Source organism: Tenacibaculum halocynthiae, assembly GCF_964512825.1.
In the GTDB taxonomy this organism is placed as follows: domain Bacteria; phylum Bacteroidota; class Bacteroidia; order Flavobacteriales; family Flavobacteriaceae; genus Polaribacter; species Polaribacter halocynthiae.
Map to the genome: position 1 here is coordinate 189286 of NZ_CAZELG010000021.1, position 23804 is coordinate 213089.

Here is a 23804-nt window from a genome sequence, read left to right on the forward strand (position 1 = left end):
AACATATTTCATCAATTAGCAAGAGCTATAAAATAAATAATAAACAAAAAAAGACAGCTTTCTTGCTGTCTTTTCTTCATTTAAACTAAATCCCCATTCAGTTTATCTATTCTCTTATTTAATCCCATCCTGGAGCTTCAGGGCTCTGAGCTTGAGCTTTTTTGGGGTTTAAAAGAATATAAGTTCCTAAGGCTGTTAATGCTGTGTATTTACCATATTTTCCTATTTTTTTTAAAGCTTCCTTTCTTGTAATTTCTTCTACTTTATTACTTAAATCTCTTTTCATCTTTCTTAAGGGAATTATTTAATTATGATTTTTTGAGTTTTCTTTCCTAATTCAGAGTTCACCTCAACAACATAAACTCCTATTTGTAATGATGGAAGAGCTATTGAATTGTTACCCAAACCTTTTACACTTTCATTTAGTAATAAAACTCCATTAACAGTATATAAATTAACCTCAAATTCTTCATCCGAAATTCCATTAACTATTAATGTATTCTTAGATTCTGTATAAATTTTAACATCATCAATATTTGTATTTACTGTTTCTATTTTACTTTGTTGGGTGTGTAAATAAAAACGACCTACTCCATTTAGTTTTTCTTTAATAACTATCGTATAAATATCATTTTTTGAAGTATCTAATTTTGTAAAAGTCTTTAACTCTCTATCTTCTATAAAAACTTCAAGTCCTTGTGGTAAACCTTGAGTTTTGATAGTAAAACTTACCTCTTCTTCTGATGATATCTTTAAACCTATTGGCAAAATTGTTGTCTCAATACTTTCAATTGGCAAACATTGAATTGTAAAATCATCACCCTCTTCATTGTTCAATAACCTTGTATATACATCAAAGTTTGATCTAGAATAGTTTCCTAAATCATATCCTGGATCTAATCCTAAAGTAGCATTCTTAAGATATTTGATATTCGTATCTATTGTTGTACTTTTTGAAGTTACCAATAATTGAATACTTGGTCGAATAGTTTTTTCTCCTCTAGCAAAAATTCCACCTGTGGTAGGCTGAATTTTTCTTTGTGATTGATTAAAAATTATATCAGTTACTCCTGTAGTTGTCTTCACAAAAAAACCTTGCCCAGGTGCTAAAGAAGCCTCTGAACTGGCTAATGATTTACCTACATATTTAGACTGAGCGTTATCCCAAACGTATACACCTACATTTACTGGATCAAACTTACTTAGATTACTATTTATAAAGTTTGTTCCTCCATTTTCATTAATTGGTAAAAAAGCTGTGTAGGGATTTCCAACAGCATTCCATTCTGAAACTGTTACTGATTTTGTTACATCTGACTTTTCTATTGTTCCTTTAAAAATTACAGTTCCATTTGCTGCTCTTGAAATAGCATACGACTTCCCTTTTTCAAAAGTTTCACTTGGATTAGCTGCTAAATAATCAACATCATAATATACCCATTTAGATCCTGTAACTTTACTGTCATCATAATAAGAAATTGCATACCTGTTTGGAGTTGTTGAAGTATTTTTACGGATAGCATTTTCTGAATTCTCAGCAAACTCCTTTATACTTTGACCATGAACAGGTGCAGAAATTATACTCCATGCATTTGCTAGCAAGCCTCCTCGCTTATAAACTACTTCACCATTTGTTGTTCCTTTTACTAATAAACTTGAACTATTACTTGCTGTAGATAACATGGTAAATGCACCATTATTTACTAAATTTCCTTCAATAGTTACTGAGCCATTTTCAGAAATATCAAACGATGAAAGTGATTCTACTGTTAAGTCATTTATCTGCACAGAAGAATTTACTTCAGGAGTATTAACTACATTAGGAATAATAATATCATTTGTAATTGTTGGCACAGTTCCACTATCCCAATTACTATTATTTAACCATGAAATACTGGTGTCTCCATCCCACACTATTTCATCTATTCTTGAGGCTCCTATTGAGTTGAAAGTAGCCCCTAACAATTGAGTTCCTTCATAGTCTACGCAATTTGCTCCATCAAATGGACCACTTGATGCTGATCCACAAGCTGTATAAAACAAATTTGTTGATTGACTTATTCCTGTTTCAAAACTAACCATCGGGTTTTCATTTATATTTACATATTTTATTTTAATATGAAATAGCTTTGTAGGTATGGAAGTAACGTTATTAGTTGCAAAAGTACTTGAAGAAAAAGTTTGTACAAATGAAACTGAAACTCTAGAGCTAATATTATCAATTACTATAAAATCTGAATAAATCTTCGCACTACTAGCAGCATCTACTCCTTGTCCACAAATATAACCTTCAGTATTTAAAGCTGTAATTTCTACTCGATTATTTGCTTTTACATTATTTCCGAAGGCTGTAGTATTATAATTAAAGTAAATTTGACCTTTACCTAATTTAAAATCAACTGTTGATGATATATAAACATCTGCTTCATAATAATCATACGTTCCATCATTAGTATTTTGTGCATTAACAAATGTAAAACTTAAATCTTGTCCTAACATTATTGTATTTATAAACAATAGTATTATTAATGGTAATTTTTTTTTCATTTTATAATTCTTTATTTTTTATTACAATTAAGCAATCAAATACTCTCTACTTCCCTTAAAATTATGGCTAATCTTAATATTTTCAAGAGTATGAGATTACTTAGGGGAATTTTTATTGATATTAAATTTTTTGAATATTTACAATACGCATCGTTATTCCATTAAATGTTTTTTCCATTTTTATTTTGGTTAACCAAAACAAATTTCCACGATGGTAAATAGGTAGGTATAAAAACTTATTTATCTCTTTTCGTACCTTGAATCTCTTGTTTTTCTTTAAAAATAATTTCATCTGACTTGTTTTAAAATTGTTGACCTTTTCCTACGTTTTTATTTATAATATTATCAACATCTGTAGTTTGTACCTGACTATTCATATCCATATCAGCTTTATGATATCCTGAAGACCCTAAAATTGAAATTACATTACTTGCATCAATCGTTTGTATTTGACCATTACTATCATAATCTCCTGATGGTATTGCATAAATGCCTTCATCCATACTTATTAAAGCATTTGTTCCTCCAGAAACTGTAGTTGTTGTGCTACTAAAGTTTATGTTGGTTATTGTTGTAGATAAGCTAACAACTGAAGCACTTTGAATAGCTAAATGATTACGATGATTTATTACAATATAATAATCGCCTTCGGTTTGTTCAAATGATACATTTGAAACGCCATCTATAGTTACAATATCTCCATCTCGTTGTAATAATGCAGATTGTTTATCTATAATAATACTTGTATCTGTAGCATCTCTTAATTCAACCCAAATCCAATCTACTATGGCGTTTTCTCCTGTAACATCAAAGACAGTGCTTTCACAGGTTAATGCATCTGAATACGGACTCGTAGTTGGTATTAAATCTGAAATTCTTAAATCATCGCGCATTAAAGTTTCTTCTCCTGAATTTGAATCTGTAAAGGCACCTTGTAAATAGGCATTTGCTGCTAATAATAAAGTAGCACTACATGATACTTCGTTAAAACTTGCCGAATCACCTTTTCCTAAACTCCAATAGGTATCACTATACGTTTGACTATCTACTAGAATACATGTTAATTCAGAATTATTTCTGGCATTAAGTACAGTAATATCAGTATTAGTACCATTTTTAACATTTAAACTGGTTAATGCATTATTAGATACTTCTATAAATGTTAATGCTATATTTAAACTAAAATCTAAACTCGTTATGGAATTATTTTGACATTGTATGCTTTCAAGGTTTACATTATTACCAAGATCTAAAGCTGTTAGATTATTATTATAAATCGTTAAGATTTTTAATACTCTATTATTACTAAAATCAACAGTTGTTAATCCACTATTATTTGCAAAAACCTCTTCTAAAGCTACATTATTTGTTACATTAAATGATGTTAGATTTGTATTATCTGACACATCTAACACTTTTAAATTAAGATTACTACTTAAATCTAATGTGGATAGTGAATTGTTAGACACATATAATTTTTCTATGGCTGTAAAATCTTCAATTCCTGTTAAATTGCTAATCGATTGTCCATGAAAACTTATTGATATAATGGTTTCAATAAGTGCTGTAGGTACTTGTCCGTCATTACTAATATCATCAAAACCTAAACTATATAACCTTGCTTCAAAATTAGCATCTGGTATGGCTGTATAACGGCAATAAGTATCTGAAAATACTGTAGTATCGTCTTTTGCCCATGTGGTATAATCATTGGTTAAATCATCTACCAAAATACAGGTTAAATTTGCGTTTCCTGTTGCATCAAAACTTGTAACATTTGCATTGTTACCATTTTTGATATTTAAACTTTCTAAATTACTATCATTAACGTCTAATAAGCTTAACGCTGTATTTAAAGAAAGGTTTAAACTTGTTAAGTTAGTTTTGTAACAATATAATTGTTCTAATAATAGATTTTTTGACAAGTCTAGCGTTGTAATATCTGTATCAAAACATATTAACCTTTTTAATAACGTATTATTGGTCACGTCTAAAGATGTAATATCTGTACCTCTACAATTTAACTCTATTAACTGTGTATTATTCGTTAAATTTAAACTTGTTATTGGATTTGCAGTACATTGTAATGCTGCTAGATTTACATTATTACTAACATCTAAAACAGCTATATTGTTTAAGTTACAATTAAAAGTTTCTAAAGCAGTAAAGTCTGCTATTCCTGTTACATCAGTAATTCCTTGATTTTTTATATCTAAACTAGTAACCACTTCAATTAATACTGTTGGTACTTGTCCGTCTCCATTAACATCGTCAAAACCTAAAGCTTCTAAACGCGCTTCAAAATTGGTATCTGGTATGGCTGTATAACGACAATACGTATCCGAGAAACTTGTTGTAATGTCTTTAGTCCATAAACTATAATCGTTATTGGTTACATCATCAACTAAAACACATGTTAAGTTCTCATTATTAGCTGCTTTAAACGAAGTTATATTGTTATTATTTCCGTTTCTAACATCTAGATAACTTAAGTTGCTATTATTCTGACATGAGAATATTGTTAATGCAGTATTATTACTCAAATCTAAACTTGAAACATCATTTTCATCAACATATAATGTGTGTAATAACAAATTATTAGTAACATCTAAACTTATTAAATCATTAGCTAAAAGATCTACACTTAACAGCTGTGTATTTTGTGAAACATCTAAAGCCGTTAATTTATTTCCGTATACAAGTAAACTTTGTAAACTAGTATTATTTGAAATATCTAAGCTTATTAATCCGCAATTAAATGCGCTTAACGATAATAAATTTGTATTGTTAGAAAGGTCTACAGAAGTAAGTGAAGCATTGTTAGCACTAACTAAAACTTCTAAAGCTTCAAAATCTTCTAACCCTGTTAAATCTGTTATATCTTGGTTTGAAACATTTAAGTTGGTTACTCCTTCAATGAATCGTGTTGGTACTTTTCCGTCTCCAGAAATATCATCATATCCTAAGGCTTCTAAACGTGCTTCAAAATTAGCATCTGGTATTAATGTATAATTACAATCTGTATCGCTAAAGTTTACATCTCCGTCTATGTTTAACCAAGTGGATGCTGCATACTCAGCATCATCTACCAAAACACAACCTAAAAGTGCATTTCCGGTTAACTGAAAGTTTGTACCACCTGTAATATTGGTGTTAGCTCCATTTTGAAGATTTAAAGTACTTAAACTATTGCTACTTGCTCTAAAGGAAGTTAATGCTGGATTATTACTTAAATCTAATGTAGTAAAGTCATTGCCACTTCCCCAAAAAGAGGTTAATGCTATATTATTACTTATATCTAGGCTTGTTAAATCATTACCAGTAACCCATAATACTCTTAAATCTGTATTTTTAGTGATGTCTAAACTAGTTAATCTGCAACTTTCAGCTTTAAACCCAACCAATAATGTATTTTTTGAAAGGTCTATAGTTGTAAAATTATTACTTCTTACAATTAATTGTCTTAACTCAGTATTATTTGTAAAATCTATCGTACTAAGTGAGTTGTAACCTACATCTAAAATTTTCAAGGCACGGAAATCTTCTATACCTGTTAAGTCTGAAATACTTTTACTTTCTACATCTAAAGATTCTAATTCTTCAATTAAATAAGAGGGTACTTTCCTGTCTCCAGAAATATCATCATAGCCTAAAGCTTCTAAAGCGGCTTCAAAATTAGTGTCTGGTATACTTGTGTAACGACAATAAGCTCCTTCGTTAAATGTCACTCCTGCATCTACATTATTTGCCCAAATAGTATTGCTATTACTATAAGCTACATCGTCTACCAGAATACAGGTTAAATTAGGATTTTCAGTGGCATCAAATTCGCTTATCAATGTATTACTACCATTCTGAATGTTTAAGTTATATAAATTGGTTTCAGCACAATTTAAAATACGTAAACTGCTAAGTGTGCTTACATCTAAATCTTCTATTGGAGTTTGATTGATGCGTAGTTGTACTATAGCTGTATTGTTACTTAAATCAATACTTGTAAGCCCCGTATCGTGTATCGCTAATTCAGTTAGTAATAGATTATTTGATACATCTAAAGAACTAATATTTGTACTACTTACAATTAATCGATTTAGCAAAGGATTATTACTTACATCTAAACTGCTTAGGTTAGCATTGGTAAATGCACTTAACTCTTCTAAGACTACATTATTAGTTAAGTCTAGATTGGAAATATTAGTCGTATTTGCTCCTAGTTTTTTTAAAGCTGTGTTATTTGAAATATCAAGAGTTGATATATTGTTGGCACTAACATATAATTCTTCTAAAAGTACGTTGTTTGAAACATCTATACTTGTTAGATTATTAAATTCACAGCTTAATTTTTTTAATGCGGTAAAATCTTGTATTCCTGTTAAATCAGCAATAGATTTTAATGTTAAATTCAAATTAGCTACATTTTCAATTAAGGCTGTTGGTACTTGTCCGTCATTTGATATATCATCATAACTTGATAAAGCAGCTTCAAAATTAGCATCTGGTATCGCTGTATAACGACAATAGGTATCTGTAAAAGATGCTATGAAATCTTTTATCCATGTACTGTAATCATTATCAAGATCATCTACTACAATACAACTTAAGTTTGAATTTCCTGATGAATTATAATACGTAACATTAGTATTGTTACCGTTTTTTACATTTAACCCTGTAATATCATTTTCCTCAAAAGCTAGTACGACCAATTGTGTATGACTACTTAAATCAATAAACCCTGTAACATTATTTCTTTCAAAGGCAAGAAAGGTTAAGGCTGTATTATTAGTAACATCTAAACTCGTTAATTCATTATCGCTTAAATCTAATAATGTTAATGCTGTGTTTTGTGATACATCAAGAGTTGTTATTGCATTCTCATCTAAATCTAATTCTTTTAAAGCCGTATTTTTAGAAACATCAATACTAGAAAGTTCATTGTCTTCAATAAACAATTCTTCTAATAAAATATTATTACTGATATCAACATTAAGAATACTATTATCCGAAATATTTAACTCTACTAAAGCTGTAAAATCTGCAATACCTGTTATATCTGAAATACTTTTATTACGTACATCTAACAAGGTTACTACTTCAATAAGTTTTGTTGGCACTTGCCCATCACCAGCAATATCATCATACCCTAAATTATATAATGCTGTTTCAAAATTAGCATCTGGTATCGCTGTATAAACACAATAGGTATCGCTAAAATTTGTTGTAATATCTTTAGTCCAAAAGGTATAATCTTTGTTTAAATCATCAACCAAAACACAAGTTAAACTAGCATTACCTGCAACATCAAAATCTGTTATATTTTGATTAAATCCGTTTTTAAAGTTTAATAAACTTAAATTATTATCTGCACATTCAAGTTGGGTTAAGGCAACGTTTGTAGTAAGGTCTAATTCGGTTAAATTATTTCCCGAAAGTCTTAATATTCTTAAAACTGTTTGATTAAATACATCTATCGTTGTTAAATTACTATCCGTTAAATTTATATTTTCTAACAACGGATTTTGTGAAATATCCAAACTTGATAGTGAATTACCGCTTATATATAAATAGGCTAAATCTGGATTATTAATTACGTCTAAACTTGTAATACCGGTTTGATTTAGATTAAGCGTTCTAAGAATTGTATTTGCTGATACATCAACAGTACTAAAGCTATTATTTCTTAAATTCAAATTTGTTAAACCTGTATTTGCACTTACAGATACACTTGTTAATTGATTATACCTTCCTGATACTTCACTTAATACTGTATTTGTTCCTAAGGATAAAGTAGCTACGTCATTATTATCAAAATTTACCGTTTCTAAATTTTCGTTATTACTTACATCTAAACTTGTTAAAGTATTATCATTTACATCTAAATCTATTAAGGCTGTAAAATCTGCAATACCTGTTATATCCGAAATCGACTGACTACTTATATCTAAATCTGTTACTACTTCTATTAAAGCAGTTGGTACTTGTCCGTCATTCGAAATATCATCATAACCTAAAGCTTCTAGAGCGGCTTCAAAATTTGCATCTGGTATAAGTGTATAATTATCACAGTATAAACCAAAACTAGAAGCTTCATCTTTATTAGTCCAATTGATAGCACTCCATTCAGGATCATCTACACGTATACAACTTACTGGAGTTCCTGATGTGTTAAAACCTGTAATACTAGTATTTGCACCATTTTGAATATTTAAACTTGATAAAGTTGTTATATCATTAGCTATTAACTTCGTTAATAATGTATTATTAGATAAATCTAATACTGTGAGGTTAGTTGAATATACATCTAATGTTGCGAGATTTATATTTAAACTTAAATCTAATGATGTAATCTCAGAATTCCATAAATCAAGAGCACTTAAATTTACATTGGCACTTGTATCTACAGTTAACAAATCACAACTTGTACAGTTAAAACGGGTTAAAGCAGTATTTGCTGATAAATCTATTGTAGTTCCTGAATATTGTCGTAATCTAAAGTCTTCTAGTGCAATATTATTACTCACATCTATTCTACTAAAAATATTTCCACTAGCTGCCCAAAGCGTTTTCAAATTTATAAGATTCGATACCTCTAAGGAGGTTAAGCTATTATTATTCAATTTTAATGATTCTAGTGCTACAAAATCCTGGATTCCTGTTAAATCAGTGATACCTTCATTAGAGACATCTAAACTAGTAACCACTTCTATTAAAGCAGTTGGAACTTGCCCATCACTCGAAATATCATCAAGCCCTAAAGTTTCTAAAGCTGCTTCAAAATTAGCATCTGATATCTTTGTATAATTACAATATGTACTACTATAACTAGCGCCACCATTATTGGTCCAAGTAGTTGTACTAAAATCTACCTCATCTACAATAATACACTCCAAATTTGAATTTCCTCCTGCATGGAAGTAAGTGAAATTAGCGTTATTTCCGTTTTTAATATTTAAACCTGTTAAGTCGTTTCCTTGAACAGTAAAATTTGTTAAAGCAGTATATGCTGAGAAATCATAATCTCCAGATAAATTACAATTTGAAAGTGTTAGTCTTGTAATAATAGATGCATCTGCTACTTTAAATGATACTAAATCAGCATTGTTATATACGATTAACTCTTTAAACGCAGTATTACTACTAACATCTATAGTTGTTAAATCATTATTATCAGCAAAAAGAGTTTCAAGCGCTGTAAAATCTTCAATCCCTGTTAAATCTTCAATATTTTCTACACGAACATTTAAAGAAGTAACACCACTAATTAACGATGTTGGAACTTTATTATCTCCTAAATAATTATCATAACTCAAATTATACAATGCATTCTCAAAATTAGTATCTGGTATTTGTGTATAAGCTATTTCATTTAGCGTATAATTCCCTATTTTTTTAGCACAAGATTCATCTCCAAATGTTGCCCAAACTTCATAAGTATCAGCAGCCAATCCTGTTAATTCACCACTACCAATACTGTCGTCAAATACATAAGGATATGAAATTCCACCATCTACACTAAATTTAATACTGGTTTGTGCTGCTTCATTAGGAAAACTAACCTGTATAATCCCATCAATTTCAGCGATATCTGGTTCAATAATACCATCTACTGTAGCAGTAATTGTAGCTACTCTAGCTACAGTATAGGTTCCTACTTCTCTTGGACAATCATCTCCTCCTCTTCTTACCCATACATTATAATTTCCTGCTGCTAAATCTGATATAGTTTGTGATTTTGAGGTATTATCATAATTATAAGGATAAGTAGTACCTCCATCAATACTAAATTCAATATTATTTAATCCTGAAACTTCATCAAAATTTACAGTTAACGAACCATCTGCATCACTTGAACAACCAGCCCCACTAGAAGTTACACTTGTTACATTTGGTAATGTTTTTACGTTAAGATATCTATTATTAGTTGTTGAAGTAGTACCACAATTATTAGAAAACAATAATCTAAAACGCACCCCATCTAATGCTTCTGTTGGATTAGTAATGGTTAACGTATTCGTTCCTACTCCTGAATATGCATCATCATTACTCAAATCTGCCCAACTTCCACTGGCATCGTTTTGCCAAATCATGCTATCTGCTTCATCTGCTTCGGCTGTAAATGTTGCTATTTCATCAGCACATACTGTTTGATCTGAGGTATCTGTTGTTATTACAGGATTATTACCACTAAATTCAGTACCTATTCCAACTGCATAAAAAGCATTCGTAACCGCTTCTTCTTCTGTAGCACAATACCCATATAAATCTTGTGCTGCTTGTATTGCTGCGTCTCTTGCATCTTCAAAATCACTAGTAGCTGTTAAATAAACCTCTTGCATTCTATAAGTAATTGCAGCTGCTTTGGTTATTCCTATTCCTGAAACATTAAAACTATTTCCTATGTCGTTAGTTCCTGAACCACCTTGAGATAATAACCAAAACCAATAGTTTAATACACCACTATTTGTATGAACACCACAATAATCATTATTTGTACCGTCTGGTGTACAAGAACTTACATCATACCAATAAGTTCCTCCATAAGTATCTGGCTGACCATAAGTATTTGGATTAGACATTGAACGAAAAGCACCACCCCCATTCTCTTCGTTTATTAATGAAATATCTTTTGATGTACCATAATTAGTATTTGAATAATTTTCAATTACCATAGCCCAAATGTCTGATAACCCTTCATTTAAAGCCCCCGACTCTAATTCATAATCTAAATTAGAGGTTGCATTATTCACTCCATGCCCTATTTCATGAGCTACTACGTCTAATGTTGTTAATGGCGTAAAAGAGCCACCTCCATCACCATAAACCATAAAACCTTGAGTATCGGTTTGTGCAACCCAACCAGCATTTGTATAATTTGTGTCATAATGTATATAAGAAGCTATAGCACCATCTGCATCATCGTAACTATTCCTACCTTGCTCATTTTTCCAGTAATCATAAACAACTTGCGCTCCCCAATGTGCATCTAAAGCATACTGATCTTCATTTGAACTCATTTCTGCTGCAGTCCAATTATTATCTGTATCAGTAAAATCAGTTACATAGTTTGAGTTATGATCTGCTAAGTTATCATGGTTATTAAAATTTACCGTTATAATTCCATTTCTTTGACCAGATCCAGTATTTTTTGATCTACCTGTGTTAGCACGTGTTTGATCATATAGAGTATAATTAGTTCCATCAAAAGTTGTTTCTATATTTTTTGTTCCAGAATATGCCGTAACTCCCGACCCTGAAACTAGTGGAGCTTTTGAGTTTGTTTTATTTTCTTTATGAGGGGTTATAATATTTTTATTTTCTTCAAAGCAAAAAAACACTTGGCTTTTAAACTTCAAAATACCCCCAGTTTGTGCGTCTATATATACATACCCCATTTTTAGTTCTCCTTCAGAACTACCAATACCGATTTTATATGCTAATTGTAATACACCATCTTTTCTTCTAGGTAGTATAATTAATTCAATACTTGGGATATTAGTTTTTGAAATTCCTTGTTCATCTAACCAAAAAACTTTTTCACTACCTATAAATTTTTTTACATTAGAAACAGCTAACCGTTTAGAAATTTTAGGAGATGTACTTATAGTATTTGTATTATAATATGCACCACTATAAGATTTAATTAATCCGTTTTGTTCATGAAACTTTACTTTTCCAAACTCTACTTTAACACCATTATAGTATTGCTGATAAGTTGTGTGTCTAAAATTCTTTTTATCTGTTTTACTTTTTACTTTTCTAAATTCAGTTCCAAATACTGGTTTTAGTTTTGATGATAATAAACTTAAAGGAGAACTTTCTCCTTGCTTTTCATCAACTTTAGTAAACCTTATTTTATGTTTTTTTTTGATAATTTGTGCATGTAATGATATAAATGCACTACAAAAAATTAAAGTTATAAGTAATCTTATTTTCATAATTTATTGATAATTAAAATCGAATTCAAAAAAATGAATTTGCTTCTAATTACTCAAAAAATCGAAAGGACAAAAAACGGACAAAAACAAAAAACCCTTGATTTACAAGGGCTTTAACAGGTCTCTATAAAATTACTTTTGATCAATAAATTTTATGATAATAAAAATATTGTGTGAAAAATTATGATGCTTCTAAATAATTCAGGATAGAAATACCTTTAGGCGCATTAATTTTTTTTCTTAATCTAGATCTACTTTTAGTCACACTATCATTAGAAATGGCTAACATACTTGCTATTTGATTTGTATCTAAAAACAGTTTTTCTAATGCTAATAAACGTTCTTCTGCTTTTGTTAAAGAATATCCTTTTTGTTTAATTTCTCTAAAAAAACTTGGGTATACATTAATAAACTTTTCTTTAAAAGTATACCAATCTTCATTGGTTAGAATTTTAACAGAAGTTAGGTTTTGAATATCTTCTGAAGAATTTATTTCTCCTATTTCTTCATTCAATCGTTCTATTTCTTTTGTTAACAATTCTTGAACTCTTCTTTTCTCTAATAATTGATTTGTAAACTCTTCTAATGATTTTTTGTTTTTGGCTAATTTCTTTGCTAGCGCTTTTCTTTTTAATTTTCCTCTTTTCCAAACAAAATATAATATACTAGCCAACGCTAGAATTATTGATATAAAAATAACTAAAAACATTTTTCGTTTACTAGCTACTAATTCTTTATCTTTTTCTAGTAGCTTAATAGCTGTTTCTTGTTTTAAAATTTCATTATCTTTTCGTTGTGTTTCAAATTGCGATTGATAATATAAAAAAGTATTATTTTTTACAAGGTTATTACTTTTTTCATCTAATTTTAAATATGCTCCTAAATGAGTAAATGCTTTTTTATACTTATTTTTTGCAGCATACACTTCAGCTATTTCTTTTTCAGCTAATTTAATTAGTTTGTCTTTACCTTCATTTTCTTTTAGACTTAATACTTTTTTAAGAACTGTTTCCGCTTTTTCATATTGATTTTTTAAAAAGAAAATTTTTGCTTCATAAGGCAATAAATTATTTAAAAAATAATTTTGAGCACTTGTTTTTCTTGCTATTTCTTTACATTTTTTTAAATATATTTCAGCGCTTTTAACATCTTTCTTTTCTAAACTATAGTCTATTCTTAAATTATTAATAAAAAGTTTTACTAGGTTTTTTTCTGATTTATACTTCATACTATCCAAACAAAAAGTAGTTGAATCTATGTAGCGATTCATCAATTCATAATTCTTATTTTCAGAATATGATTTAGCTAAATCTCCATACGCAAAGCCTATAAATTTATAATTTCTCCCTTTTTTTGCATTTTTTAGGTTCTTTTTTCGTTCTATTAATGATTTATCATGAAATCCATTTTTTGAATATAAAGCTGATAACTCACTTATAACTATATTTTTATAATCATTATCTCCAACAATATCATACAGTTGATATGCTTTTTCATAATACTTAACTGCGTTTAAAAAATCATCTATTTCATTATAAACCTGACCAGCAAAATACCTTGCATCTGCTGTGTATAATGTATCTTTTTCTTTAAAAAAAATGTCACCAGATGTATTATAATCAAGTATTGCCTTTTCATATTGATCTGTATTAAAAAAATAACTTGCCCTTTTTAAGAGTAAATGTGCTTCAGTAATTTTTTTTGTAAACTTATCTTTATCCGTAAGCATTTTATCAACAATGTACTTTGTTGAATCTAGTTTTCCTTGATTTGTATAATGTTGAATAATTGAACGAGATTTTTGTGCAGCGGCATCATATAATTTCAATTCTTTTGCTAAAAAAACATATTTATTCAGGTAGGTAAGTTTCTTTTTAGAATTCTTCTTTACTAATATTTTAGTTATATCATCTAAAATTTCTAATTGCTTTTTTTTATCTGAAGTATTTTCTAATTTTTGAATTAACTCTTCTGTTGAGTTTTGTGAAATACTTTGTCCTATTGAAAATAAAAATATCAATATTAATAAAAAAGTTTTCTGCATGGTGCTATTGTTATAATTTAAAAATTACTTACCCTAAATATATCTTTTTTTTAATAGCATTATCTTATTTTTCCTTTTTTTTAATATTAAAAACAAAAATCATTATTAAGGTATTAGTAATAATATCCAATAAATTATATCTGAAAAAAGTAGTTAACTAAATAATTAACTACTTTTTGTAAAATCTAAAAAAACTTAAATTAATCTATTAGCAAGAACAACAATTCTCAGTAGATTCTTCTTCATTGAAAGAACAATCTATCCCGTCACTCAATGCTTGCTTTAACTGATTAAATGCTTGTTTAATTTTTGACAAAGGTGAAGCAATATTCATTCGCATAAATTGTGTATGACTTCCTTCAAACCAATCTCCAGGTGTTAAAGCTAATTTGGCTTGATTAACAATTACATGTTTTAGAGCTTTATCTGATAATTTCAACCTACTAAAATCTAACCATACTTGATATGTTCCCTCGGGTTTATACATAACAACTTCTGGCAACTCCTTTTGTACATAGTTTTCAATCCAATTCATAGTTGTTTCAAGATAAACTAATAAATCATCTAACCATTTTTCACCTTTTGTATAAGCTGCTATTGTTGCATTTGCTGAAAGTATATTTCCATGATCCAAGTATAAAGATTCTACTGTTGTTTTTACTTGTTTTTTGAAATTATCATTAGATATATACAAATAACCATTAGAAATACTTTGCATACCAAATGTTTTAGCTGGTGAACCAATAACTGCAATATGGTTCTCATTATTATTTATAGAAGCTATACTATTAAATTTTGATGCTAAATACACTATATCTGAATGAATTTCATCACTAATAATAGTTACATTATACTCATTTGCTAAATTTACCAACTTTTGTAATTCTTCTTTACTCCATACTCTACCTACAGGATTATGAGGATTACATAGTATCATAGACTTAATATTTAATGTTTTAAACTTACGCTCTATATCTTCAAAATCCATTTCATAACGACCATCAATAACCTTTAACTTATTTCTTACTACTTTTCTACCTGCAGATTCAATAACTTTAAAAAACTGATGATAAACAGGTGTTTGTACCATAATACTATCACCTTTTTTAGATAATTCTCTTATTAAAACACCTATTCCAGTTAGCACACCTGAAACTTGAACAAATGATTTTGGATTTAAAACTAATTGATGACGCTTAAAATTCCAATCGGAAATTGCTTTGAAAACATCTCCTGTATTAAACTCATAAGCATAAATATTTCTTGTTACCAACTTCTGAAGAGCTTCTTGTATTGGTTTTGCTATTTCAAAATCCATGTCCGCTATCCACAAAGGCATCACTTCTGTTGTTCCAAACATCCCCTTTAAATAAGTAGGGTTATTTTTTGCAAAATTATTTTTCACCGAATGTATACTATCAAATTGACTCATTTTTTTCTTTTAATTTATTATTTTCTCCACTCAGCTTTAGCTGCTTTGAAATCTTTTTGAAACGTACTTGTATTCCACATTAGCAATAACATTCTATGTGCTATTTGCCTAGCAGTTTCATCATCACTTGGAAAGTGTACTCCCATTATTTCTCGAGATAAACCAACCTCATAAGCTAAAGATATAAACTCTTCTCTTTTTTCTGGTATCAATTCACTTAATGCGTATGCTTGTATGTATGCCCATAATGTGTGCCCGCTAGCAAATGAAGGCGTTGGAATTTCTTGTAATGGTTTTATATTTGAATCAAGATGATATGGCCTAGCTCTAATTTTATTAAACTTTAATACAAATTCTAATAATCGTGCATCATTCATTATTCCTTTTAATAATTTTGAGGTACTTGGTAAACTCTTAGCATCATATCTCTTACCAGCAATTTCTCGTATCATAAAAAATAAATCTTTTAAATTATTCTCATATCTATCATCTGTTTTAGTATAATTTTTATGAGGCCAATATCCAATTTTTGCAAGTTTCATTACTCGTACTACTTGCTTATTAGTTCTATTTTTTTGTAAATCAAGTAAAAAATCTAATTCTGCCCTAGTTTGCTCCGAACTATTTGCTGGAAAATTTACAGAATTCATAATAAAATCTATTTGACTCGAACTTAAATAATATGGTTTATTTAATGCATAAACTAATATAAAATTTAAATAATTATCTGTAGGATACACTATGGCATCCATCCACGCGAATTTAGTACGCCTATTATTACTTAATTTCTTTAACTCTTTGTAATGATTCTTTACAGGCTCTATATTATGAATGGTAGACAAAATAGAGTTCTGACTATAAACACCTATAGAAAAAGCAAATGAAAAAATTATTATAACACCTATTTTAAAAATACTCATAATTATTTTATTTATTATTACTACCTCAAAACCAACCTATTAACAACCCGAATCCTAGTATAATCATTGAAATACCGGAAATTTGACTTATAATATGTTTATTTTTTAATAATTGATTTGAAAATTTATTGAACCCAAAACCGAAACCAATTAATAAAGCTCCAAGAGGAATACTATAACCAATAGCAAACACAAATAAAGTAAACCAACTTAGAAACAAACTACCTTGTAAATAGGATGTTCCTAGTATAATTGGAAATATTGGGCTACAACCAACAGAACATGCCGTGGCAAAACCACCTAAAAGTAAACCAAACAAAAAACTTTTATTTGCTAGTTTTGAAACTCTATTCGATACTTTTGATCCTATTTTTAAACTAAAAGGAAGCATCCCTAAACTCATTAATCCTAAATACACTATTAAAACACCTGCTAATATTGTCCAATATTGACCAACCATTTTCCCTATAGATGTACTTATTAAACCTGTTAAAGCACCTACTAATGATAAAGAAATAATATTACCTACTAAAAAAGAAAAACCTGTTTTAAGATGTGAGGTTTTACTTTTTGAACTAGTTTCTGAACCTGCATAACTTGTAATTACTGCCAAAACACCAACATTACAAGCAGAACCAACTGCTGCTAAAAGTCCCAGTATAAAAACAGCTATAAAAAAAAATGGTGAGGTTAATTGATTTTCAATAACACCACTAGTCCATTGTTGTATATTTTCTAGCATACTTTCTAATTTGATTTTTTTAAACCATTACAAGTAGCTGTTTGTTTTGGTGAACAGGTAGCTCTTTGATTACTATCACACGAAACTTTACTTGATTCTATACAACTATTTTTTTCACTAGTTGAACAAGTCGCACTAGTAACTATAGCTGTATCATATGCTCTAATTAATTTTATAGAGTTTACATTTATTGCTTTTATAATTGAAGTACTTTTTCCTACAACAGCAATTGATGGTATTTCTTCTATTTTTAATTTTGATACAATATCATTGTAATTGGAAGTGTTTGATTCTAAAACTAATAAATCAGCAGAACTTTCAGTTTCATTTAACTCGTTAACTGTATTACTTACTTTAGAAATAATTTTCTTATTCTGACTGCTATCGTTTCCCTTTAGAACAATATAAACAACCTTTTTATTTGTTTTTATCCATGCAAAATCATTAATAGAAATTGTTACTAATCCTTCAGTAGTTTTACATGCATCGTTATCCGTCACTACTTCTTTAAAAGCTGTATTTAAAGCAAAAATTAATGCTAAACCCAATATAAACAAACCTATTTTTTGTTTCATACTTACGTTTCTATTTTGGGAAGTGCAACAATCAGTATTATCTTTTAATTCTTCGTTTGGTGTACAACAATTTGTTCTGTTTGATTTGTTCATTATTTTTAATTTTAAGGCTATTTTCTACCTATAGACGTCACAGTAAAAAAAAGACGCAAAAAAAATTGCTTCATACAATTATGAAGCAATTTTTCTTATCAAAATGATTCTAAAAACTATTTTTCAGCATAAACACCTAAGCTAATTACGGCATTATCACTTTCCTTAAATTTTTCGAGTTCTTCAGGACAGCATACATAATTTAATAACACCTCATCTGGCATATCTACAATTCGTTCTTTTGTTATAGTAATATTTTTAAAGCCAGCGTCCTTTATTGCTTGTATATACTCTTCTTCCTTTAATGCTCCAGAAATACATCCCGCATACATTTCAGCAGCTTCCATTATTCCTTTTGGCAAAGTTCCTCTTAAAACAATATCTGACATGCTAAAATGACTTCCTGGTTTTAAAACACGATATACTTCCTCATATGCTTTCTTTTTATCTGGAACTAAGTTTAATACACAGTTACTCACTGTAACATCAATACTATTATCTTTAAGAGGTAAATTTTCAATTTCTCCTAATATAAAATCGATATTAGTGTACTTAAGTTTTTGTTTATTCTCATTAGCTTTTTCGATCATTGCCTCCGTCATATCAACTCCTATTACATATCCAGAATCTCCTACAAGCCTTCTAGCTACAAAAACATCATTTCCTGCACCAGAACCTAAATCTAAAACAGTATCACCTTCTTTTATTTTTGCATACTCAGTTGGAATTCCACATCCTAATGCATAATCTGCATCAGCTTCATACCCTTCAACAGTTTCATAACTTTCACTTAATGTCCAATCTTGAGCTGGCGATCCACATGATGTTGGTCCACAACCACAACCTGCTCCAGAATTTGCAACCCTTGTATACGCTTCTTTTACGTGTTCTTTAATTTCTTGTGACATACTATATTTTATTTAAAGTGTTTTTATTTAATTTTCACTCTATAGACGTCAGCTAGAAAAAAGGACGCAAAAAATAGTTAATCACATTTTTTTTTACACTTTTTTTCCTTGTAATCAATAACATCTCCATACACATCTGTAGAGATTATACAGCAATCTTCATAAGCAGACTTTAGCATTTCTCTTCCCCGTTGTACTCTTGATTTTGTTCCCGAATATGAGATATTTAATAGTTTAGCAATTTCTTTCTGAGGTATATTTTCAATATCTGCTAAAATAATAGCCTGCTTATATTTATCAGGTAGTGAATTTATGAATGGGCTTAAACAACTAGTTAACTCTGAAGTAAGAGTGTCTTCATGTAAATCTTCTGAATCTATATTATCAGAAGATTCATTGTACTTCAACTTTCTAAAGTGAGAAACTATTTCATTACGTGTAATTTGATAAATCCAAGCTATTAGTTTTTCTTTATTTTTCAAGGTTTCAAACTTTGTAAACACCTTTAAAAAAACATCTTGAACAATATCTTTTGTAAGCTCGGTATCTTTAACTTTTCCATTAACAAAATTAGTTAATCGATCATTCATCGTATTCCAAACATGTATAATTTCAGTATTCATAATTACAAAAATAAATCTTTGATTTATTTATAGACGCGGAGACTAAAAAAAGACGCAGCTTTTTTTATTACTTATTTTACTTTGTAAAACATTTACTCTACTAAAACAAAACAATTCTAGTTATAAATGATCTCAATATTACTTGTTAATGGATAACTTTGACAACTTAGTACATAACCATTTTCTACTTCTTGTTCTGTTAATGCTAAATTTTTTAACATAGCTACTTTTCCTTTAATTACTTTACATTTACAAGTAGCACAAACCCCTCCTTCACATGAGTATGGTGGTGAATAATTTTCATCTAACAAGGCTCTTAAAACAGTTTTTCCTTTAGGAATAATAATTTCATTTTTTTCACCTTTTAAATTAACTATTAAGTTAGCTTCTGTAGTAGTTTCTATTTCGTTATTCATAATTGCTCCTCCAAAACTTTCAATAAATATTCTATTGAAAGGAACATCCATACCTTCTAACGTTTTTACAGTATTATCTATCATTTTTCCAGGGCCACAAACATAATATTCAGCATTTTGTGCATAAGGTGGGTATGTATTTATAAACCAATTTATACATACAGCATCGACTCTTCCTTTTCTATAAGTTTTATCAGATACTTTCCATAAATCACTCCAACTACTTTTTGGTCTACTTAATGTTTGTATTAATACAAATCTATTTTTATATTTTTCTTCAAGTAATTTTAACTCTTCTCGAAACATAATAGTTTCTTGATTTGTATTACCATATATCATATATACATAGCTCCTTTCTTCTGTATGCAATACCGTTTTTAAAATAGAAATAATAGGTGTAATTCCACTACCTGCCGCAAATAAATAATATGTTTTATAATTATCTTTATTCACCTTTGCTAAAAAATATCCTTCAGGAGGTAAAACTTCTACATAGTCTCCTTTTTTAAGAGTATCATTTATATGGTTTGAAACCAAACCATCCTTAACACGTTTTATACAAATTTGTAAATACTCACTAATAAGAGGCGAGCTACATAATGAATATGAACGACGAATTTGCTGTCCTTTTAGATTAAATTGTAACGTAATATATTGTCCTGGATCATATTTAAACACACTATATAATTCATTTGGTATTTTGAAAGTAATTAAAACTGAATTTTTAGTTTCTTCTTTCAAGTCGATAATTTTTAATGAATACACTTTACCCATAATACGTTTTTAAATATTTGCTCCGTGATTATTCATCCATTTCTTAACCTCTTCTTGAAAACGCATAACTGCATATTCTCCTCTTTTGGCCCTTGCTCCTACACTAAACATTGGCGATTTTAAAGATTTTTGCTGTTGCTCACAAGCATATACGTCTTCTTTCATAAAATCTCCAGAAGCCATTGGATCGCTTGGATCTCCTTCGTACTTCCCTTTATTTCCATATTTTAACCAAACTTTGCTCATGGAAGACCTAGTATATTGTTTGGTAAACTCCCATTCACTAGCATTTTCCATTTTAGATCTAATTACAACCAATGTTTTATCTGCAGCTAATGGTATTGCATGAAAAGTATTCCATGCTGCTTCCCCTTCAGTAATTCCTATATTAGGGAACAACCAAGGCACATAAGCTCCAATTTTTTCTCTTGGCACACTACTTATTAACGGCTGTGGTGATGCATTATCTACATCTGCTAAATACTCTGTAACCAAAGGTTCATAAAACCAATAATGGGGTCCTTTCCAACCAAATTCTGCTTTTGCATGGTCATACATATTTAGTGTTCCTTCATGTAAATGAGCTAAATGGTAATGATCTATATAGTTTTCAACAATAATTTTCCAGTTTGCATGTATCTCTTTAGTGTAAAATGCCTCCCCTTCTTTTTCCTGGTACTCTACTAATTCTTCAGGTATATGTGGCCCTAAATATGGTGTTACTTCTCCAAAAAACTCTAGTATATTCTGAGCATTCTTTTCTGGATGCACAAATAACATTCCTTTAAAAATATCAACTGAAGCTTCATGCAAATTCAAATCACATTCATGTAACTTTTTAGAGCATAAATCTGGAAACTCCTCTTCTTTTTTAGGTACACTAATTAATTTCCCTTCTAAATCATATGTCCAATCATGATACGGACAAGTAATTGCTTTTTGATTTTTTCCTACTGCACGTAAAAGTTGTGTACCTCTATGACGACACATATTATGAAAAGCTCTTAGTCGATGGTCTCGACCTTTAACTATGAAAATATTATTTAATCCAGCTTGAACAGCAATGTAATCTCCCGGATTTGCCACATCTTCTACCAAACCTGCAAATTGCCATGTAGTACTAAATAAAGTTTTCATTTCTAAATCAAACCACTCTTTAGATGTATAAGCTTCTACAGGTAATACATGCATCATTTTCTTTTGTTGTGAATCCATACTTCTACTCATATTATTTATTAATAATCCTTCTCCAAACCTCTTCATAAGGCTCTCCTTCTACCGTCATTAATACCTTTAGTATATCTTTATTTTTTAACGTAATAACAACTTCATAATAAGTTCCTCCAGGCAAATACATTTTCCCTTTTATATACTTTTTTCCTTTTCTTTCAACTCCCGTCAAAAAATAGTCTTCTTTTTTATTATTTCCTTTATATGTTTCTTTTCCGTCATTGTAGTAATGAATTTTCCCAAAGAATTTTCCTTTATATTCAACAACTTCATACACCGCTTCGTAATAGTCATTTTTCACTTTCCAAGTGCCTATAATTTCATCACTACTTTGAGCACACGAAACACAAGCAATTAAGGACACTAGAATTATTAATAACTGTTTCATTTTTTTAAATTTTATAAAATAATTACACCTTATAAGCCCTATAAAATATTTTCTGCTTATTAAAAATACTTTTGCTAGTAATACTCACTATAATCTATAAACAAAGTAGATAATGAATATATTGACATTAACACCCAACTACTAATAATTACCCAATAGAGCACTGTATTTTCTTTTTTTGATATAGGCTCAATAAAATAAGTTATTCCTGTAAACAGATCTGGAATCACCCAAAACAGGAATAAAATTCCCCATGCCCATTCCCAATTCATTAGTAAAGCGACGTACATTAAAATTAATGCTGCTATTGATCGCCATTTAAAAGATTGTTTCATTCTTAAATATAAAAAAGAAATTTTAAATTGAGATACCAAATCTTCTTAACATCTTCTTTTCTAGACTCCAAAAAAAACTAAATTGCCCGAAACCCCAACCGAATAACACTAAAAAAACTTGATAAAACACAAAGCTTGAAATCACAAAAAGTGGATAATAGATAAACGGGTTAAAATTATCTAAAGTAATTCCTAATAACTTTAAAACTGGTCTTCCAATGGCTATAGATGATGAGCCTGTAATTGAAAAAACTATACATATTATCATTAAATATTTTGGTGTTTCTACATTCCAACATACCATTAATTTTTTCATCTTAAATAAATTTGGTTCAAAATTATACAATAGTCATTTACTTTATTTTGACTTATATCAAAAACGCTTCTTTGTGATGATTTTGACATAAGTCAAAATTATTGTTTAGAAAGCTTCCCAATTTTGCCTTCGTAATTATTAAGTATTAAAAATGAAAAAATCTCTAGTTGGTGTATTCCTTTTTTTAATTAGCTGTTCTTCTCAAATTGATCATCGAGTTTTAGGTACCTGGAAAGTTCAAAGTACTTTTTATAAAGCTATTTATAAGATAGAAAAACAGCATACAAAACTTATAGGTAAAGTTCTTTACTATAATGATGACACTACTATACTTAAAAAAACAAACACTGATAAAGATATTTTTTTTAAAAACTTAGAATATAAAAATGAGGTATATGTTGATGCTATTTCTGGTGCTACAAAAACTAATTCTAAAAATTTAAAAATTAAAGTTAAACACAAGGATACACTAGAAGTTACTAGCTATATAAGTAATAAGCCTCTAGTTGAAATTTGGATACGAAAATAA

Annotated in this window: 17 protein-coding genes; 1 reads left to right on the top strand and 16 read right to left on the bottom strand. The window is 29.1% G+C overall.

The genetic code is table 11. The features are described 5' to 3' along the window. Positions 1 to 118: 118 nt before the first annotated feature. The 16 genes from ACKTTQ_RS07900 to ACKTTQ_RS07975 all read right to left on the bottom strand — a co-directional run bounded on the left by ACKTTQ_RS07900 (position 119) and on the right by ACKTTQ_RS07975 (position 23275). A complete protein-coding gene (locus ACKTTQ_RS07900) occupies positions 119 to 286 on the bottom strand; it encodes a hypothetical protein (protein WP_299134710.1) in 168 nt (55 codons plus the stop codon). Positions 287 to 300: 14 nt separating this feature from the next. Then, positions 301 to 2547: a T9SS type A sorting domain-containing protein gene (locus ACKTTQ_RS07905; RefSeq protein WP_408048871.1), complete on the bottom strand. Its 2247-nt coding sequence runs from the start codon at positions 2545 to 2547 to the stop codon at positions 301 to 303. 121 nt (positions 2548 to 2668) lie between these two features. Beyond that, positions 2669 to 2839 carry a hypothetical protein gene (locus ACKTTQ_RS07910; protein ID WP_176974420.1) on the bottom strand — a complete coding sequence of 57 codons (171 nt, stop codon included), beginning with the start codon at positions 2837 to 2839 and terminating at the stop codon, positions 2669 to 2671. A gap of 10 nt (positions 2840 to 2849) precedes the next feature. Next, positions 2850 to 12479 (bottom strand): M4 family metallopeptidase, encoded by a 9630-nt coding sequence (locus ACKTTQ_RS07915; RefSeq protein ID WP_408048872.1) that lies wholly within the window; start codon positions 12477 to 12479, stop codon positions 2850 to 2852. Between the two features lie 181 nt (positions 12480 to 12660). Further along, entirely contained in the window at positions 12661 to 14523 is a 1863-nt protein-coding gene (locus ACKTTQ_RS07920) for a hypothetical protein (protein WP_408048873.1), read from the bottom strand. Between the two features lie 208 nt (positions 14524 to 14731). Then, complete coding sequence (locus tag ACKTTQ_RS07925; protein ID WP_408048874.1) at positions 14732 to 15955, bottom strand: MalY/PatB family protein; 1224 nt, start codon at positions 15953 to 15955, stop codon at positions 14732 to 14734. Positions 15956 to 15972: 17 nt separating this feature from the next. Then, complete coding sequence (locus tag ACKTTQ_RS07930) at positions 15973 to 16875, bottom strand: phosphatase PAP2 family protein (RefSeq protein WP_408048875.1); 903 nt, start codon at positions 16873 to 16875, stop codon at positions 15973 to 15975. A 25-nt stretch (positions 16876 to 16900) separates the two neighbouring features. Then, entirely contained in the window at positions 16901 to 17617 is a 717-nt protein-coding gene (locus ACKTTQ_RS07935) for a cytochrome c biogenesis protein CcdA (protein WP_408048876.1), read from the bottom strand. Between the two features lie 5 nt (positions 17618 to 17622). Further along, a complete protein-coding gene (locus ACKTTQ_RS07940; protein ID WP_408048877.1) occupies positions 17623 to 18285 on the bottom strand; it encodes a hypothetical protein in 663 nt (220 codons plus the stop codon). 116 nt (positions 18286 to 18401) lie between these two features. Further along, complete coding sequence (arsM, locus tag ACKTTQ_RS07945) at positions 18402 to 19193, bottom strand: arsenite methyltransferase (protein ID WP_408048878.1); 792 nt, start codon at positions 19191 to 19193, stop codon at positions 18402 to 18404. 77 nt (positions 19194 to 19270) lie between these two features. Then, the gene (sigZ, locus tag ACKTTQ_RS07950; protein WP_093871548.1) at positions 19271 to 19816 is read right to left on the bottom strand and encodes an RNA polymerase sigma factor SigZ; all 546 of its coding nucleotides are present in this window, start codon (positions 19814 to 19816) and stop codon (positions 19271 to 19273) included. Between the two features lie 116 nt (positions 19817 to 19932). Continuing rightward, positions 19933 to 21006, bottom strand: coding sequence for a 2Fe-2S iron-sulfur cluster-binding protein (locus ACKTTQ_RS07955; RefSeq protein ID WP_408048879.1), 1074 nt, complete (start codon positions 21004 to 21006; stop codon positions 19933 to 19935). Between the two features lie 9 nt (positions 21007 to 21015). Beyond that, the gene (locus ACKTTQ_RS07960) at positions 21016 to 22269 is read right to left on the bottom strand and encodes an aromatic ring-hydroxylating oxygenase subunit alpha (RefSeq protein WP_408048880.1); all 1254 of its coding nucleotides are present in this window, start codon (positions 22267 to 22269) and stop codon (positions 21016 to 21018) included. Then, complete coding sequence (locus tag ACKTTQ_RS07965; protein ID WP_408048881.1) at positions 22235 to 22624, bottom strand: DUF2147 domain-containing protein; 390 nt, start codon at positions 22622 to 22624, stop codon at positions 22235 to 22237. Before ACKTTQ_RS07965 ends, ACKTTQ_RS07960 begins: the two co-directional genes overlap by 35 nt. A gap of 74 nt (positions 22625 to 22698) precedes the next feature. Next, on the bottom strand, positions 22699 to 22959 hold the full coding sequence (locus ACKTTQ_RS07970) for a hypothetical protein (protein ID WP_143032807.1): 261 nt from the start codon (positions 22957 to 22959) through the stop codon (positions 22699 to 22701). 22 nt (positions 22960 to 22981) lie between these two features. After that, positions 22982 to 23275, bottom strand: coding sequence for a DUF6787 family protein (locus ACKTTQ_RS07975; protein WP_408048882.1), 294 nt, complete (start codon positions 23273 to 23275; stop codon positions 22982 to 22984). Positions 23276 to 23426: 151 nt separating this feature from the next. Here ACKTTQ_RS07975 and ACKTTQ_RS07980 point away from each other — a divergent pair, with 151 nt between their 5' ends. Next, positions 23427 to 23804 (top strand): hypothetical protein, encoded by a 378-nt coding sequence (locus ACKTTQ_RS07980; protein WP_408048883.1) that lies wholly within the window; start codon positions 23427 to 23429, stop codon positions 23802 to 23804.